This window comes from Pedobacter sp. AC212 (genome assembly GCF_979258625.1).
Map to the genome: position 1 here is coordinate 2709711 of NZ_OZ409870.1, position 18124 is coordinate 2727834.

Here is an 18124-nt window from a genome sequence, read left to right on the forward strand (position 1 = left end):
AATGACGCCAGACATATTTTATGTAGAAGATGATACGGATTATGCATTTTTTATGCAGAACGCCGTACAAGAAGTTAAAGAAACGCTAAATCTGAGTATTGTAGAAGACGGAAAAGAGGCTTTGGAAAAATTGCAGGCTTTCGCTGATACTAAAACCAAACCGAAATTAATTTTATTGGATTTAAACTTACCAGGTTTGTCTGGGTTAGATTTATTGAAATTTATTAGAGATATTCCTTACTTAAAATCTGTTCCGGTGATTTTATTCTCCACCTCAGATCATCCGGATGATGTAAAAGCATCAATAGAGTTTGGTGCCAATGCTTATTTAACAAAACCCGATGGCTACGATAACTTACTGAAATGTGTACACTCCGTACACGACTTTTGGTTTAACCAGCATTTACGTTTAAATTAATTTTTTTAGATATAACAATAAAGATTCGGGCTTCAATCCGAATCTTTTCTTTTTTACAATTTACTTTTAGATATCACCTAAATATGATTGCCAATTTATTGAGAACGGAAACCGCTGAAAATCATGCGGCATTAGAATCTTTAATGTTTGTAAATGAAATTATGAACAATACATTAAGCATTGAAAACTATAAAAAACTATTAACCATTAATTACATTATACATCAAAAATTAGAAAATAAGTTAGCCAATATGTTAGATACTGATTTGGCTGATCGATTGGATATGAAGAACAGACTAAAGTTAGCTGCGTTGGAAAAGGACCTGGCGTATTGGCAAATTGATAGTTTGACTTTGCCAGCGCTTAACTTCGAATTATTTGTGCCTGAAAAAAATAATGCAGAAGTATTAGGCGCATTATATGTGCTGGAAGGCGCTACACTGGGCGGAAACGTAATTAAAAAGCATATTTTGGCTAACCCTAATTTTTCTAATCACGAAGGCGGTTTAAACTATTATGGTGTTTATGGGGAAGAGTTAGGTTCAAAATGGAAAAATTTTGTAACTATACTGAATGAAAGTGTTATAAGTGCTGATTACGAGCGATGCGTTAGAAGCGCTAATGAAACCTTTAATAATTTGATCAAGTTATCAAAACAGCTTAATTAGGTTTTCAAATTCGGCCTGATAAAATCAAAAAAATACATCTATAATACTGCTAAGGCATTTTTTTGATTGTTAGAATGTGCAAAACTTCTTTCAAATTAAAATTTGCTTTCTGTTGTTAATTCAAGGTAAATATGTATTATTGAAAAAAATAAATTTTTTAAACCTTAAAAACATCAATTAGCGATGGAAAAATTCTCAAAAGTTAAAGCTGCTGTTGCTGCGATTGAAGCAGATGTAGAAAAATTTTATAATGCTGGCAATGCAGCTGCTGGTACTCGTGTGCGTAAAGCAATGCAAGATCTTAAAGTTTTAGCACAAGAAATCCGTGCAGAAGTAACTGACAAGAAAAACTCTGGAAAATAATATTTCGCGAGTAAGAACAAAAAGGGTTTCGGTATGCCGGAGCCCTTTTTGCGTTTAGTGCATTTTGAGCAGCTATCGTTATCCCAAACTTACTATCTGCAACAGAGGAGCAAATCTTAATTATTAGTTTGCAGTTTGTAACGTGACTAACGCTAACAGGCAATTTGCTTGTTAGAGATTGTAACTTTAAAAGACAGTTTGGGAATTAACATGTGACAATGCAATAATAGAGCATCCAACAATTAACCCGAAGCCCTATAAAAGATAAAGCTCCCCATCGCGGGGAGCATCTATCCAACTAACAAAACATATTTTTTAATTTGAGCGCAAATAATTCAAGCTAACCTTTTCTAACCAACTTATATTCAAATACAGGTTTTCCACGCTCACCACCATCGCTTCCAACACCCATACTTACAAATCTTAGTTTATAAATATTACCAGCACCATCTTTAATAACATAGAAACGGTCAGTTTTAATACCTGTCCCTGTAGTTGATCTCCACTTACTTCCTATGGCATCTCTGGTCGTCAAAAAAGTTAAAGTTGATAGATTTGATTCGGCGAAGGATGAATATGTTAATGTGCTTGTATTTAGAACTTCCGCTGCAGAAACACCCGTTAGATTGTTAATCGCGATATAATCTTGAAACCAATATGGTGAACCTAAGCCAGAATTGTATGTTCCATAACTCCAGGCAAAATCCCATTCTGTTTTTCTAGATTCAGCACTTACAGCTTTATTACTCTCTAGTGAAACGAAAACCAGGTTATAATCAGCATTCTTTGCAACATCCAAAGTTTTAATGGCTGTTTCACTTAATCTTGCATATTGAATTTTATAGCCAGCTCCATTACCGGTAATCCTAACTTTAAACCACTTTTCTTTTTCTTTGCTTCCTTCAAAACTGATTAAGAACACTTTATTCTCCGCATCAACAGCGCTTATTTCAGGGATTGCTGTTTTAGTAACGTCACCATCCCAGTTATCAACAAGTGAAACAGTTGTGGGGTCGGTGATGTCATGATTCAAGTTTACTGAGGTTCCCGGATCTGCTACTGTCACAGCAGAGATATCACTTTTTGAGGTAGATACAGCAGTTGTTTGGTATGCTGCATTTAGGACAACTCTAAATCTACTATCTGAAGTTAATCCAAAATTGAAACTTTTCCTGTCAACAGCTGTCGCTTTATCCGTACTCAAATCAGCATAAACGATATTTGCGTAATTTGATTCAGCAGTTTTACCGCTAAGGGTTAATGTACTTCCATCAGAAGGTGGCACTATAATTATAGGTTCTTCGCTATCTTTTTTGCAAGCCGTAAAAGTTATCGCCAAAGCAGCAATCGCAATCATTGAGTTAAGTTTATTCATGTTCTTATATATTGTGTTTAAAAATTATTTGTTCCAGTTAAAAGTTAAGCCAAAGACATAAGAGCGGCCATAGCTATAGGGTACTGCACCACCACCCGTATTATGTGCGCCTCCAGATGCGGTTGAAGTATTGCTCAAACGGGTTACATTAAACAGGTTTTTAACACCTGCATTGATGGTGATGCATTTGTAAATGCTTTTGTTCAACATCAAATCTGCTAAGCTAAACCCACCAATCTCAACCAATTGGTAGTCCATAATATTGGTATTTACACTTTGATAACTCGGAACAGCGCCTGAATATTTATAGAATAGACTGATGTTTCCTCTAATTTTTGGAAAGCTGTATAAGATCGTTGCGGTAATTTCAGGCGACCAGGAAAATTCAGGTATTGGCAACTCGGGATTATTTTCTAATTGTTCATTATATCTGCCGATGTAGGATGCACCAATGGTTGCGTTCAAATTTTTATAGATGATGGTATTGTCTAAGGTAAATCCTGCAGTTTTAAATTTTGTTACATTAAATAGCGTAGTCATCGTTGCATCTTGTGCCGATTGGGCAAATGAGATTCGGTTTTTAAAAAGATTATAGAATCCTGCCAAGGTTGATCTGACTTGTAAATTGTCAAGTTTTAGTCCCGCCCAGGTTAATGAGCCATTAAAACTATTTGACTCTTCAGCTTTTAAATTTGGATTACCAATAATGTTATGACTGGCATCAACAAAATCATAGTATAACTCTCTCAGTGCTGGCGATCTAAAGCCACGGGCGTAAGCCAATCTCAAATCGAAATTTTTGCTTAAAACAAACTTGGTGTTTAGTGATGGAATAACAGGAGGAGCGGGGTACACCGAATTTTTGACAAATCTTAATCCCGGCCTGATATTTATCCCTTCAATAGGTTTAATCTCTGATGAAATAAAAAGCGCATAATCATTATTACTGGCGAACCATTAATTCGTTGTCCACTTGCTGCATCTCTGTTAAATTCAAAACCTGGTTGAAAGGAAATTTTGGAATTTAAAATATACTGTGCTGTGGCCCTAAAAATAGTGGAGTTAAATTTGGCAGTATCCTGCTTTCCTTGTTCGGTACTGAGCACATCTGCACCTGTACTGAAATTGTGATTAATGGTTCTGGTTAAACGTTTCAAATCTGAATAACCAACTATGGCAGTTAATTGTAATGAATTACTAAATCTCCATTCAGATTGTAATTGATTGGTGTAACGCTTGGTTTTATAAGTCTGCCATTCAGCAATGTAATTCAGTGTATTCATACCGCCACGGCTAATAATTTCTTCCCGCAAACCATCCAATCTGTACAAAATATTAAAATCTTTATTTCTATACCCAATCTTTGTATTGGCAAGCCACTGCTCTTTTGGTTTCCACCGATTGCCACTCGCTAAATCCTGATCAACAATGTCTCTGGAAGTAGTGCTTGGTTTAATGTTCCAGCCAGCAAAATCGTTATGCGTTACGCCAAGCAAGGCACTCCAGCCGTTGTTTTGCCAACTTAACCCAATATTTTGAACGTGATTTCCTTTGTCCGAAAATGCTTTGTACTCGTTTCCAACAGTTTCCTCCTGCAATCTTGCTGTGATATTTAACACCGATTTTCCAGCACGTTTGGTAATAATATTAATCACACCAGCTAAGGCATCAGCCCCGTAAACAACCGACATTGGCCCTTCAACAATTTCAATACGTTCAATGGTATTAATATCAATTTGGTTTAAACTTTCCCTTGTATCCGATCGATCAATCGTGGGTACGCCATCCAGTAAAACCTTAACATTTCTACCTGTCATGCCCATTATGGTTACATCGGTTGTTCCCAATGTTAAATCATTACTAAACCTGAAACCTAATTCGGTATTTAAAACTTGCTGTAAGTTAACAGCTCCACGTAAACGAATTTTTTCTGCACTAATCGTTCGCACATTGTAAACTGAATTTTTTAACGATTGAGGACCAAACTGACCAGTAACCACAACATCTTTCAATTCAGTTGCCTTGGTGGTATCTGTTCTAATTTCCTGAGCAACAGTTAAAAATCCAAAAAACATCAAAAAGATGGATAAATATATTTTCATTTATTTAGACTAATTATAAATAATTGTGCAAATTTGTCGATAATCAGAAACATCAGATAACGCCAAACGGATAATTAATGCCGTGATACGGATTAAAAAAATGGGAATTAAAATATCAGACTATGCTACAGAAGAACCTATTTATTCAAATACCTATCCATATAATTTTGAAGTTGCAAATGATATTGATGAACACAGTAGCGAAATAGCGAATGCTGATTATCAAATAAAAATCAGCGAGAAATGGTTTGAAGGCATCCATGTTACTGTTGCAGACATTGAAACCAATCAGCCTAAAGATTTTAGATACAGCTCAGCTCAAGAAAATATTGGCTTCCTGTATTGCATCGAAGGAGTACTTTTTATTAATAAGGCCGATGAAGCAAGTGACCCGGTCATTATAAACGCTAATCAACAGTCTATTGCTTTTGGGCAATTAAACAATACCATACTCCATATTAATGGAAAGGTTAAATATTTATATATTCAACTTACCTCATCCTATTATCAAAGAATCGCAAATAAAACATTCGAAGCAGAATCATTTCCAAAAGAAAAAACGGTAACACCAGAAATGGAGCTACTCTTTCAATCCATTATCAATTCAAAATATGCTGGTAGAGCAAATCGGTTGTTTATCGAATCTAAAATTTTTGAACTGATTATATACTATATCGATCAGCAACATAAGCCAGAGAGCTTTCTTATTAAGAAAGATGATGTGGATAAAATTCTATTAGCAAAGAAGCTGGTGGAGTCTGATCTCCAAAAACCGCATTCGCTTGTCGAGTTAGCAAGAAAGGTTGGTATAAACGATTACAAGCTTAAACGTGGTTTTAAAGAAATTACGGGATATACCGTATTTGGTTATTTGTATAAAATTAGAATGGAACAGGCTTACCATTTCCTAACTCAGGATAAAAAAAGTGTAAGTGAGGTATCGTATTTAGTAGGTTATAAAAATCCACAGCACTTTATATACGCTTTTAAAAAGCTTTATAAAATATTACCAGGAAGTTTGAACAAAATCTAAAACTCCACGCAAACGTTTGTGTTGTTTAATCTTTGCCTTCGTTTACAATTAGGTCTGATTCTACTATGGTGTTATAAAATGCTTGATTTTCTGAATTGGGACTATTCATTAAATCGAGAAGAATGTTTGCTGCCTTCTGTCCCTGTAAATAGGGATATTGTTCTACTGATGCAACTGGAGAATGATCTATATAGCTTATAATGGGTAAGTTAGCATAACTAACAATGTCAAAATCATTAATTACATTGAGTTTCTTAAAATATTTGATCAAAAATAAGGCAACATAATCATTAAAGGCTACAATTGCAGTGGGTTTCCTTTTATGATTTAAAAATTGATTTGCAGCTTCTATCGTACCTTTTTCAGTTAAATCGCAATTAACGATCGAAGACGGATCGAACTTCAGCCGGTTAAAGGTTATGGCTTGCATATAACCATCTTTTCTTTCGTCGCTCGCGAATAAGGTGGTCGGCCCATTTATCATTCCAATGCTTCTATGGCCTTTTTTAAGCAGGTAATTTATAGCCTTAACGGTTGCGCTTTCTAAGCTGCAAGCTACATAATGAACATTTTTGAATGGAGGAATGCGGTCGAAAAATACCACAGGAATATTAAAAGAATTTAATTTTTCAAAGTGATCAAATTTTGACGTGTCTTTACTGATAGAAACCAACAAGCCATCAACACGTTGATTTTTCATCTTTTCTACCAATTTCACTTCCTGATCATAATCATCATGCGATTGGGCAAAAATAACAGTATAATTCTTTTTTAATGCCTCATCTTCAATTGCAGATATAGCTGTGGAGAAAAAATGCTCTGATAGTTCAGGTAAAATTACACCAATGGTATAGGTTTTGCCCTTTTGAAATAAAATTGCAGCATTATTTGGCTCATAATTTAGTGATTTTGCCAACTGCTTAATTTTTTCTCTTGTTACTGCTCCAATACTGGGATGATCATGTAAGCCTCTAGATACGCTAGAAGGAGAAATGTTCAAAAGTCTGGCGATTTCTTTTATAGTGGTTGGTTTGGATTGCATTTTGACTGCTAAACTATTTCTTCATGATGTAATATTACGAAATAAATCAAACGTTTGCGTTGTTTTTTTACTCCATTTCCTATAATCAAGATTTAAATATCGATACATTCGAATATCTTTTAATGGGTAACCAATATAAAATATTTGAGCTTTATGGATAGAAGACAATTTGTTAAAAACGCAGGACTAACCACTGCTGCTTTTGCAGCCCTTCCAGATCAATCTATTTTTGCATCACCCGTTGATGATAAAATTAAAGTGGTGATGATCGGAGTAGGTTTAAGGGGCCAAAATCATTTGGAATTGCTTTTGAAAAGAAATGATGTAGAATTGGTGGCTATCTGCGATATAGACGACAGGATGTTAACAATGAGTAAAGCCATAGTTGCGAAAAGCGGTAAGCCAATGCCAAAGATTTTTACAGGTGATGAAAATGCCTGGAGAAAAATGTTGGAACTAAAGGGCATTAAAGCTGTAATCATTTCTACTCCATGGGAACTGCATAAACCCATGATAATCGGTGCAATAGATGCAGGCATAAAATACGTAGGATCCGAAGTATCGTTGGGAATTAACTTGCAAGATCATTGGGATGTGGTACACGCTGCTGAAAAAGGAGATGCACATGTGATGATGCTTGAAAATGTTTGTTACCGGAGAGATGTTCTTGCGGCATTGAATATGGTTCGACAGGGTGTTTTCGGGGAGATGATTCATTTTCAAGGCGGTTACCAGCATGACTTAAGGGAAGTTAAATTTAACGATGGCGTTAATCCATACGGACATGGGGTGGAATTTGGGGAGAAAGGATTTTCAGAAGCCAAATGGAGAACAAACCATTCTGTTCATCGTAATGGTGATTTATATCCTACACACGGTGTCGGCCCGATTGCTCAATGTATAGATATTAATAGGGGAAACCGGTTTTTGAAGCTAAATTCCTTTGCAACCAAATCTCGTGGCTTGCATAACTATATTGTTGAAAAAGGAGGTACAAACCATCCGAATGCTAAAGTGAATTTCAGATTAGGAGATATTGTAACGACCACAATTGATTGTGCAAACGGCGAAACGATTATTTTGCAGCATGATACTAATTTACCACGCCCTTATTCTTTAGGTTTCCGTTTTCAGGGTACAAAAGGTTTATGGATGGATGTGAACAAAAGCATTTATGTAGAAGGCATAAGCAAGCCACATGCTTGGGATAATGCTAAAGAGTGGCTGGAAAAGTATGATCATCCGCTATGGAAAAAATACGGAAATGATGCCCAGGGTGCAGGACATGGAGGTATGGATTTCTTTGTGATAAATGCGTTCATCGAATCAGCCAAGAGGAACCTACCTACACCGCTTGACGTTTATGACGCTGCAACTTGGAGCGCCATTACACCGTTAAGTGAACAATCAATAGAGCTAGGAAACGAAACAGTGGAGTTTCCAGATTTTACAGGAGGCAAATGGATGAGCAGAAAGCCAATATTTGCTCAAAATGATGATTATTGATAGGAAGCGATTATGCGATCACTAAGCAAGTGATGAAGTAAAACGAGAAGTGTTATAACCACTTCCCGTTTAATGGCACTTCAAATAAATGAATTCACTTGAATTACATAAGTTATCTAAGCTATATGTTAAGCCGGTATCAAAGTTATCACTTTAAAGCGTTCAAAGTTAATTTTTATTGAAATTGCCAAAGGCCCCAGAACATTTCTGGGGCTTTTTATTTTGCTTTCCGCTGACTTAAGTATTGAAGTGATGGTCAATCTAATCCGTACATTGGCCAAAATTTTTCTTAATGATTGCGCTATATTTTTTACTCTTATTTGTCGTCTTATTTTTAGTGATCACCAACCTTCCTGTTTTTGGAAGATTACCAAGAGGATTAAGACTTGAGAGAATCCATCAATTGAGCAATTATCGTGATGGTGCTTTACAAAATCAATCGATCACCCCAATGCAGCCTGAAGGCGTAAGTTTCTTCAAGGTACTGAAAGCTTTCTTGTTCGATAAACATCCAAATAAGATTCCTCAAAAATCTTTAAGACATATCCAACCGGATTTGAATAGTAAACCAGCAACGGCTGCTCCAGAAATTATTTGGTTTGGCCACTCTTCTTATTTAATTAAAATGGATGGTTTAAGGATTTTAGTTGATCCAGTTTTTAGTCAGGTACCGTCTCCATTTTCTTTTATTGGGAGTAAAGCTTTCGCGGGGACTGACTTTGTGAAAGCTGAAGATTTTAAAGATCTTGATGTGATTTTAATCACTCATGATCATTATGATCATTTGGACTATCAAAGCATCATAAAATTGGCTCCCAAAACCGCCAACATTATTACATCAATAGGGGTGGGCTCACATTTGGAAAGATGGGGAATTTCTCCAAACAAGATTAAAGAGTTGTGTTGGAATGAAACTACTAGTTTGTTGAATGGAATTACCTTTACAGCGGTACCGGCAAGGCATTTTACAGGGCGAAAATTCAAACGTAATCAAACACTTTGGTCGGCGTTTGTGCTGGAGTATAAAAATTGGAAACTTTTTCTGGGCGGAGATTCTGGATACGATAATCATTTTAAAGAAATTGGAACCAGGTTCGGTTCATTTGATATTGCTTTACTCGAGTGTGGGCAATACAATGCCTATTGGCCTCATATACATATGTTTCCCGAAGAAACTGTACAGGCGGCGATTGATTTAAATGCAAAAGTGCTAATGCCTGTGCACTGGGGTAAATTCAGCTTAGCCATGCATCCTTGGGATGATTCTATACAAAGAGTGGTCGATGCAGCCCATGAAAAACAAATGCCAATTGTTACTCCTCAATTAGGTGAAACCGTGATTTTAAACACTGAAATGCCAACTTTCAAATGGTGGCTTGATCAATAAATTTTAAACAAAAATATAGTTCTGCTGTTTAAAAACTAAAATCAACTGATATGAAAACCGATCTTGTAGAAATTTTTCAAACCATAAGAGCCAGTGTACAACCATATGCCACTCGAGGTTATACTGTACACGAAAATTCTGAAACGGGTTACGATCTTTACAGCGAAAAAAATATTCAATACGACGACATTAAAGTTACTGAAAGGTTTTTCGTAGGATTGTACATCAATGGAAGCGAGGTAGAACTTAAGCTGAATAGCAAAGATTTCACATTTAAAAACCAAGCCCTTGTTAGCTTTGGGGATGATAAACTGGGATTGAAAATTTCAGAATTGGATGAAGCAAAATTGAAAGAGATAGAAACGTTAGTTGAAATTCTTCACACTCACTTTAAAGAAAATGAATGGATTTAAAGTTGTTTGATTAATTTTGCGCCAATCAGCAAATTAATCGAATAATTGAACAGTCTCCAACCACCCATGATATTTGCATGGCATACACAACTTAAATCGGCGCTAGCTGATTTCAATGTGGAGTGCCATTTTTTTTTGGAAGAGGAGTTTAATTTGCTTTCTATTCATAATCAATCCCTTGTTATCCATTTAGTAAATATCGACAATACGTTTACGCCACAACAGTTAATTGGTCTACAACAATCATACTTAATCAGGGGAATCAAACTTATTCATTTATGGGAAGACGTTTGGTATAGTAGAACCAACCAGGTTCTGGGAAGAATTTCTTCGATTTTAGGGCTCAATAAAAGGATCCACGGAAGAAAAACCATTGTTCAGAAAATTGATAAGTCTATTGCGCAAACATTTCTAAACGAAAATCATTTACAGGGTTTTGTAAGTAGCAGGCACAAATTTGGGTTGTTTGAGAAAGATGAATTAGTAGCTGTTGGTACTTTTTCTGCACTTCGCAAAATGAATTATGAAGAAAATTATAAGTCAGCAGAATTAATCAGGTTTGCGGTGAAGTCTGGATATTCTGTTGTTGGGGGGCTAAGTAAGTTAATCACGCACTTTTCAGCGTTGTATAATCCTGATGATATCATGACTTATGCTGATCGGGATTGGTCGGCGGGAGAGGTTTACCAAAAGTTAAACTTTATCCGAACCGATCTATTAAATCCGCAGTTTTTTTCGTTAGATATAAATTTAAATCGGATCATAATCAAAGAGAATTCATTGTCATCTGCCGCCGTATTTAACACTGGAAGTCTAAAGTATATCCTGAAATTTTAATATGAAAGATTTTAATCTTATTATTATTTTGGGAGCAACTGCTTCAGGTAAAACAAAATTAGCAGCCCATGTTGCACACGCCATTAACGGGGAAATAATCAGCGCTGATAGTCGCCAGGTTTTTAAAAGAATGGACATTGGAACTGGGAAAGATCTTGATGAATACACGATTCAAAATAGTAAAATACCATATCATTTGATAAATATCTTGGAGCCTGGGGAAAGATATCACGTAGATGCCTTTAAAAACGATTTTTATCGGGTATTTGGTGATGTTACTGCAAGGGGTCGAGTTCCTGTTTTATGTGGTGGTACTGGCATGTATATCCATAGCCTACTTCAAAGCCAAGAATATACCGCCGTTCCTGTAAATGAAAGTTTGAGAGAAAAATTGCAACTTGAAACTAAGGATGAGTTAATATCGAGGCTTAAAGAATATAACGATGTAGATTATGTTGATTTGAATTCCAAGAAAAGGTTGATAAGGGGAATTGAAGTTGCTACATTTTTAGCGCACAGCGATATCACCATAAATACAGCTCCAAAAATAAATCCTATTGTATTCGGACTTAAAAACGAGGTTGAAGTAACCCGAGCAAAGATTTTAAAACGATTGGATGATCGTTTATCATCAGGCATGATCGATGAAGTTGAGAATTTAATTTCAGACGGAGTTTCAAAAGATATCCTAGTTTTTTATGGGTTGGAGTATAAATTTATTGTAAACTACTTAAATGGCCTAATGGATTATGATGAATTTAAATTGAGGTTAGGAATTGCTATTTGCCAATATGCGAAACGCCAAAATACATTTTTTAGAAAAATGGAAAAAGACGGTGTTCTAATAAATTGGCTTGATGCATCATTGCCTACTAACCAAATAACTAAACAGATTTTGGCTAAAATTTCATTTTAGTTTATTTTCGGAAAATCATAATAAGCACGTTCTTATTACGTTAACCGCTTCATTAAACAAAAAAGCTCTTTTGGCACATATTTTGTATTTGTTTCACATATAGTTTAACTCAAAAAAATAACTTATAATGAAAACAATTACTAAAATTATTGCTACCTCAGCAGCTGTAGTGGCTCTATTCTTTACAACAAATGTTAATGCACAATCTCGTAATTTAGGTATCGGCTTAAATGTTGGTGCTGGAACAACTACTGGATTGGGTTTAGTTATCGGTGGTGATATCCGCTACCAATTTAACGTAGATAAACAATTATCAATCCCTGTAACTGCAGGTTACAACAACTTTTCTCTTAAAGATAGTTACGGAGGCGGAAGCTTTGGTATCATTCCTGTAAAAGTTGGTGCTAAATATTTCTTCAATGATTCTGGCGCAGGTGCATACGGCTTGGCTGAATTAGGTGCTGGTTTTGGTACTACTGAAGGATCAGGAACTTCGTTTGTTTATTCTCCTGCAATTGGTTATTCATGGAATAACGGCTTAGATTTAGCTGCGAAATACGAAGGATATTCGAACAACGGAAGTATTGGTTTTGCTGGTATCCGTTTAGCTTACGGATTTAGCTTGTAATCCATCAATAAAATAATTCAAAAAAAGCCTTGACGAGAGTCAGGGCTTTTTTTATTTTAAAAATTTCTGAATAAAATGAAAATTATAAAATCTGTTAGAATCAATTTATCGTATATAATCCAAAACCCTTAATTAATAATTTAAATTTATCTAACATGAAAACAATTACTAAATTTTTTGCAGCTGCACTTGTCGCAGGTGCTGTTTTTACAGGATCAAACCTAAATGCACAAACCATGACGACTATGGATGCCGGATCTACCAACAATGGAATGGCCTTTAAGGTAGGGGTGGGATTAAATGGTGGTTTGTTCAAGAAAAGTTCTCCAATGGAGTATGCTTATGGCGCCGATTTAAAACTTCAATGGGATTTAACTAAAGATGTTGCTATTACAGCATCTGGAGGTTATACAAAATTAAAAGGTAGAAATAACTCATTAGATTTTGGTTTTATTCCTGCCAAAGGTGGTGTTAAAGTTTTTGCTATTGAAAGAATGTATTTAGCTGTAGAAGCTGGTGCAGGTTTCGGTATTGAAGATGGCGCTAAAACTAACTTTATTTATACAGGTGGTCTTGGTTATGAGTGGGATAATGGTCTTGATATTGGTGCAAGATATGAAGGTTATGTAAATGATGTAGCTTCTACAACTTATTTCAGACAAACAGGTCAGTTTGCTTTGAGAATCGCTTATAATTTTAAATTATAATTATAGCATCATATATTTCAGAGGCCTCGCAATTTGCGGGGCTTTTTTTGTTTAATTAATATTATAATTGCTATTTTGAGCGGAAAACCAAATACAATGAAAAAAATATTCGGCATTGCCATATTAGCTACATTACTGGCCTGCAACCAAGCAGAGAAAAAAGCTACAGGTGATAAAGACACTCCCCAGAACAATGCAGCGAAGGTATCAAATGAGGTAAAGATCAACGATGTTAAAAAATCAGAGATATTAAATCAATATGTAGATCTTAAAAATGCGTTGGTAGCTTCAGATGCTGCAGTTGGACAAAAGTCTGCGAAGGCGTTAGAGAAAAGTTTAGCAAATTACGCAGGTTGTGAACCCACGGCAGAAATAGCAGCGAAAATTGCAGGCACTAATGACCTTGCCATACAGCGCAAAAATTTTACTGTTTTAAGTGCAGATATCATTGCCTTATTCAAATCAACAGAGATAGAATCAGGAACACTTTATGTTCAACATTGCCCAATGGCTAACAAGGGAGATGGAGGAGACTGGCTATCGAAAGAAAAGGAAATCAAAAACCCTTATTATGGTAATGAGATGCTTGAGTGTGGAAGAGTTGCAGAAGAGATCAAATCAAAATAGCATGAATGTCGGGAAAAATTAAGCATGATTGTTACGTCTTTTTGACTGATTATTCATATTAATTTAACAGATTTGTTATGCATGTATATTAATTTTATATAATTTAGAAAGCTATAAACACAATACAATAATATGTCAGATATTGCAGAGATTAAAGTTGATGGTAAGACAGTAGAATTGCCAGTAATTACAGGAACAGAAGATGAAAAGGCCATTGATATCTCTAAGTTAAGAGATCTTACAGGCTTTGTAACCTTAGATACTGGTTTTAAAAATACTGGTTCTACAAAAAGTAAAATCACTTTTTTAGATGGTGAAAAAGGAATCTTAAAATATAGAGGATATTCTATAGAAGAACTTGCCGAAAAATCCAGCTTTTTAGAAGTATCATATTTGATCGTATATGGTGATTTGCCAACTCAAGAGCAATTAGATGCATTCCAGGATGAAATAAGTAAGCATACCTTGATTCATGAGGATATGAAGAAATTTTTCGATGGTTATCCGTCGAGATCTCATCCAATGGGTCAACTTGGTTCTTTAATTTTCTCACTATCAACATTCTATCCAGAGTGCTTAAAGCCTAACCAAACTGCTGAGGAGCAAAATCTAACCATTATTAAGTTATTGGCTAAGCTGCCTACAATCGTTTCGTTTATTTATAAAAAAGCATTGGGTCATCCGCTTATCTATCCAAAAAATAAGTATGATTACGTAACCAATTTCCTTTGGATGACATTTGGACAACGTACTGAGGATTACGATGTGAACCCGGTTGTTGTGAATGCCATGAACAAGTTACTGATTTTACATGCAGATCATGAGCAAAATTGCTCAACATCTACTGTTCGAATAGTAGGCTCATCAGATTGTAATTTGTATGCTTCAGTTGCGGCAGGTATCGCGGCACTTTGGGGGCCACTACATGGTGGTGCAAACCAAGCTGTTATCGATATGCTTGAGCTAATTAAGAACGATGGCGGAGATACAGAGAAATGGATTGCCAAAGCGAAAGATAAAAACGATCCTTTCCGTATGATGGGCTTCGGACACAGAGTTTATAAAAACTTTGATCCAAGGGCAAAAATCATTAAAAAAGCTTGTGATGATATTTTGGAAAACTTGGGTATTGATGATCCGATTTTAGAAATAGCTAAAAAATTAGAAGAGGCAGCATTAACTGATCAGTATTTCATTGACAGAAAGTTATATCCAAACGTAGATTTCTACTCAGGCATCATTTACAGAGCATTAGGGTTTCCATCTGAAATGTTTACCGTGTTATTTGCCCTGGGTCGCTTACCGGGATGGATTGCTCAATGGAAAGAAATGCATGAAAATAAAGAGCCGATTGGTCGTCCACGTCAAATTTACGTTGGTGAAACTGATAGGGCGTTCGTTGATATTAAGAGCAGAAAATAATTATTATTTAGTCCATAAAAAAAGCTTCAGAATTTCTGAAGCTTTTTTTATACCCTTTATTTTCATCAGGTTACTACGTAATAGATTAAGTTGAGCATCACCATTTCAGTTAATTTTAGTGATAGGAAGTATAATATAATGATCATGATCATCTTCCCAACTACTTTTTTCCGTTGGTAAAATATTTTCAACGCATTAAACATATACCAGCAGATCCACACGAAAATAGCTGTTCCGATGAGGCTTGACATGTTGGAATCTTCGCCGAAAATATATTTTATTAACGGTTTGGTAAATATGGAAACGATAAAAAATGCAGTCATTCCATGTATTGTGAAGATCAGGTGATCCAGATAATAAATGTGATTTCTTCTAAAATTCCACATAATGAAAAGTGCAAGTAAAGGCATCATCAGAAAATATTGCTTTGGTCTGTTATGTTCAAGGGTTTCCTGAATAACCTCCGCTTTTTCTCCGATTGAGATAGCACGCTTCTTGATCATTCTATCTAACCAATTATCCTGCTCTATAGGATTTAAAGTTTTCTGTCTGGCTAAATATGCAGCATAAGTACTATCATTCCGATCATCGTGTATTTCACTAAACTTTCCAATTATCTTAGTTAACGAATCCGATCGATTAGCTTTATTCAGCTTTTTCAGATTTTCTAAGGCTATTTTTTGATCTTTGAAACTTAAGGCTTTAAAATCTTCTCGATCTAAATCTTCAGTGATATGCTTCGTAGTTTCATTCATAATGCCTGGTACTGCTTTTACCAGTCCGGCATTTTTCAATACCTTGTTTACACTATCTAATGTAGCTTTTCTTTTTTGAGTTTCGGCGGCAGTTACTGGCTTGTGTTCGTTTTCTATTTCGACATGAGTAGGTGAGTAGGCAACCAAAAAATAAACAATAGACACAAAAATGTACATGCTTACCGGATTGATATACCTGGCTCTTTTCCCAGCTAAATAATCTAACGTAACCTGACCAGGTTTAGTTAAAAGGGGAACAAGTGTTTGAAAAAATTTATTATCGAAATGGAAGTAATGTGCAATGCTATGGCTAATGAAGCCCCAAAAACTTTCTTTTAATTCTAGATTGGGTTGCCCACAATTGCTACAATAATGTTTTTCTACATGCGAGCCACAATTTAAACAATTGTGTTCCTTTCTATACTTACCAGCTGACATAGGTGATTTCGAAATATTTAGTGGGTAATGGCATCAATAGCTTTCTCTTCTGCTTTGGTGTGTTTGTGCTTAAATAATAATGCAAATAAAACGGTAATGATTAACGCATAAATGGCGAATGTTAGCCACACACTGTGCCAGTTTATAACCGGTATTGCTCTACTCAATTGACCATTATCTAAAACAGAAATTCCTTTTGAACCTAGGAAACTAATTAATAGCTTATCATTAGGTTGTGCTGAAACTAATGTTGCTAATTCTTGAATAGTAGTGTATGCACTTGTAAAATATTTTTGAATGATCCAGCCCGATGTTAAACTTCCTAATATTGCTCCAAATCCGTTTGTCATCATCATAAACATACCTTGCGCTGAGGAACGCATTTTTGGAGTAGTTGAGGTTTCAACAAATAATGATCCTGAAATGTTAAAAAAGTCAAACGCCATTCCATAAACAATGCAACTTAAAATGATCATCCACAATCCATCTGCCGGGTTTCCAAAGGCAAATAAACCAAATCTGAATACCCAAGCCAGCATAGAAATAACCATTACATTCTTAATTCCATACCTTTTTAAGAAAAAGGGGATGGCTAGAATGAACAATGTTTCGGAAATTTGAGAAATTGATAAAATTAAGGTGGATCTTTTTACTACATAGAGTTCAGCATATTGGGGAAACATTTTAAATTCATCAAGAAACACATCTCCATATGCATTTGTTAATTGCAATGCTCCACCTAAAAACATTGAGAAAATAAAAAATAATGCCATTTTATAATCTGCAAATAATTTGAACGATTCTAGCCCTAATTTTTGCACCAATGATTTTTTTTCGCTAATCAACTTTAATGGTTTACATGCAGGAAGAGTAAATGAGTAAATGCCTAATGCAAAAGCACTTACTCCTGCTATGTAGAATTGATTTGCACTTGCTTTATTACCTGTTAAATTGGTAATCCACATGGCCACAATAAATCCTACGGTTCCCCAAACCCTTATTGGTGGAAAACTTTTAATAACATCAAATTCGCTATTTTTAAGCGTTGTATAGCTAATAGAATTGCTTAATGCGATGGTTGGCATATAAAAACACATTGCCAATAATATTACCCAGAAGAAGCTGTTAGGACTTGTAACTTGTGGTAAGTAAAACATTACACAGGCATACAAAATATGTAAAACTGCATACAGTTTTTCTGCATTAATCCATTTGTCTGCCATAATACCAGTTAAGGTCGGCATGAAAAGGGAAGCAATTCCCATTGTAGAAAATATGATTCCAAAGTCTGCACCATCCCATTGTTTGGTTCCGAACCAATAGTTTGCAATTGTAATAAGCCATGCTGCCCACACAAAAAATTGCATAAAGCTCATCACGGTTAAGCGGAACTTAACATTCATCATATTAGTTTGTTTGATTTTTTTGAAAGTAAAGGCTGAATATAGAACTATTTTAAAACATTATTCAAAAATGAACCCAAATTA

General features: G+C 35.4%; 19 protein-coding genes. 13 read left to right on the forward strand and 6 right to left on the reverse strand.

The annotated features are described in order from the left end of the window. Position 1 precedes the first annotated feature (1 nt). The 3 genes from ACZZZC_RS11740 (at position 2) to ACZZZC_RS11750 (ending at position 1449) form a co-directional block, all read left to right on the forward strand. The gene (locus tag ACZZZC_RS11740; protein WP_056849278.1) at positions 2-418 is read left to right on the forward strand and encodes a response regulator; all 417 of its coding nucleotides are present in this window, start codon (positions 2-4) and stop codon (positions 416-418) included. 83 nt (positions 419-501) lie between these two features. Continuing rightward, positions 502-1086, forward strand: coding sequence for a biliverdin-producing heme oxygenase (locus ACZZZC_RS11745; RefSeq protein WP_463487286.1), 585 nt, complete (start codon positions 502-504; stop codon positions 1084-1086). A 183-nt stretch (positions 1087-1269) separates the two neighbouring features. Beyond that, positions 1270-1449, forward strand: coding sequence for a hypothetical protein (locus ACZZZC_RS11750; protein ID WP_010602585.1), 180 nt, complete (start codon positions 1270-1272; stop codon positions 1447-1449). Positions 1450-1789: 340 nt separating this feature from the next. Here the strand turns inward: ACZZZC_RS11750 and ACZZZC_RS11755 are convergent, their stop codons facing one another. From ACZZZC_RS11755 to ACZZZC_RS11765, 3 genes are read right to left on the reverse strand one after another with little or no spacing between them, the layout of a single operon-like run. Next, entirely contained in the window at positions 1790-2824 is a 1035-nt protein-coding gene (locus ACZZZC_RS11755) for an HmuY family protein (RefSeq protein ID WP_463487287.1), read from the reverse strand. 24 nt (positions 2825-2848) lie between these two features. Beyond that, complete coding sequence (locus tag ACZZZC_RS11760) at positions 2849-3748, reverse strand: TonB-dependent receptor plug domain-containing protein (protein ID WP_463488237.1); 900 nt, start codon at positions 3746-3748, stop codon at positions 2849-2851. Further along, on the reverse strand, positions 3715-4926 hold the full coding sequence (locus tag ACZZZC_RS11765) for a TonB-dependent receptor plug domain-containing protein (protein ID WP_463487288.1): 1212 nt from the start codon (positions 4924-4926) through the stop codon (positions 3715-3717). The genes ACZZZC_RS11760 and ACZZZC_RS11765 overlap by 34 nt, the downstream gene beginning before the upstream one ends. A gap of 100 nt (positions 4927-5026) precedes the next feature. On the opposite strand from ACZZZC_RS11765, the gene ACZZZC_RS11770 reads away from it, so the two are divergent. Beyond that, positions 5027-5959 carry a helix-turn-helix domain-containing protein gene (locus ACZZZC_RS11770; protein WP_463487289.1) on the forward strand — a complete coding sequence of 311 codons (933 nt, stop codon included), beginning with the start codon at positions 5027-5029 and terminating at the stop codon, positions 5957-5959. 25 nt (positions 5960-5984) lie between these two features. On the opposite strand, the gene ACZZZC_RS11775 is transcribed toward ACZZZC_RS11770, so the two are convergent. Then, positions 5985-7001 carry a LacI family DNA-binding transcriptional regulator gene (locus tag ACZZZC_RS11775; RefSeq protein ID WP_463487290.1) on the reverse strand — a complete coding sequence of 339 codons (1017 nt, stop codon included), beginning with the start codon at positions 6999-7001 and terminating at the stop codon, positions 5985-5987. Positions 7002-7154: 153 nt separating this feature from the next. Here ACZZZC_RS11775 and ACZZZC_RS11780 point away from each other — a divergent pair, with 153 nt between their 5' ends. From ACZZZC_RS11780 to ACZZZC_RS11820, 9 genes are all read left to right on the forward strand, one after another. Then, positions 7155-8507: a Gfo/Idh/MocA family protein gene (locus ACZZZC_RS11780; protein WP_463487291.1), complete on the forward strand. Its 1353-nt coding sequence runs from the start codon at positions 7155-7157 to the stop codon at positions 8505-8507. A gap of 292 nt (positions 8508-8799) precedes the next feature. After that, positions 8800-9894: an MBL fold metallo-hydrolase gene (locus ACZZZC_RS11785; RefSeq protein WP_463487292.1), complete on the forward strand. Its 1095-nt coding sequence runs from the start codon at positions 8800-8802 to the stop codon at positions 9892-9894. A 50-nt stretch (positions 9895-9944) separates the two neighbouring features. Further along, positions 9945-10307 carry a hypothetical protein gene (locus ACZZZC_RS11790; RefSeq protein ID WP_463486128.1) on the forward strand — a complete coding sequence of 121 codons (363 nt, stop codon included), beginning with the start codon at positions 9945-9947 and terminating at the stop codon, positions 10305-10307. A gap of 66 nt (positions 10308-10373) precedes the next feature. Continuing rightward, positions 10374-11144 carry a hypothetical protein gene (locus tag ACZZZC_RS11795; RefSeq protein ID WP_463487293.1) on the forward strand — a complete coding sequence of 257 codons (771 nt, stop codon included), beginning with the start codon at positions 10374-10376 and terminating at the stop codon, positions 11142-11144. 1 nt (position 11145) lies between these two features. Continuing rightward, positions 11146-12060, forward strand: coding sequence for a tRNA (adenosine(37)-N6)-dimethylallyltransferase MiaA (gene miaA / locus ACZZZC_RS11800; protein WP_463487294.1), 915 nt, complete (start codon positions 11146-11148; stop codon positions 12058-12060). Between the two features lie 127 nt (positions 12061-12187). Further along, complete coding sequence (locus ACZZZC_RS11805; protein WP_463487295.1) at positions 12188-12688, forward strand: hypothetical protein; 501 nt, start codon at positions 12188-12190, stop codon at positions 12686-12688. Positions 12689-12843: 155 nt separating this feature from the next. Further along, positions 12844-13395: a hypothetical protein gene (locus ACZZZC_RS11810; RefSeq protein WP_463487296.1), complete on the forward strand. Its 552-nt coding sequence runs from the start codon at positions 12844-12846 to the stop codon at positions 13393-13395. Between the two features lie 96 nt (positions 13396-13491). Further along, a complete protein-coding gene (locus ACZZZC_RS11815; protein WP_463487297.1) occupies positions 13492-14022 on the forward strand; it encodes a DUF3347 domain-containing protein in 531 nt (176 codons plus the stop codon). Positions 14023-14154: 132 nt separating this feature from the next. Next, on the forward strand, positions 14155-15444 hold the full coding sequence (locus ACZZZC_RS11820; protein ID WP_463487298.1) for a citrate synthase: 1290 nt from the start codon (positions 14155-14157) through the stop codon (positions 15442-15444). 65 nt (positions 15445-15509) lie between these two features. Here the strand turns inward: ACZZZC_RS11820 and ACZZZC_RS11825 are convergent, their stop codons facing one another. Together ACZZZC_RS11825 and ACZZZC_RS11830 are read right to left on the reverse strand one after the other, a co-directional pair. After that, a complete protein-coding gene (locus ACZZZC_RS11825; RefSeq protein WP_463487299.1) occupies positions 15510-16637 on the reverse strand; it encodes a DUF3667 domain-containing protein in 1128 nt (375 codons plus the stop codon). A gap of 17 nt (positions 16638-16654) precedes the next feature. After that, entirely contained in the window at positions 16655-18040 is a 1386-nt protein-coding gene (locus ACZZZC_RS11830; protein ID WP_463488238.1) for a nucleoside permease, read from the reverse strand. Between the last annotated feature and the right edge of the window lie 84 nt (positions 18041-18124).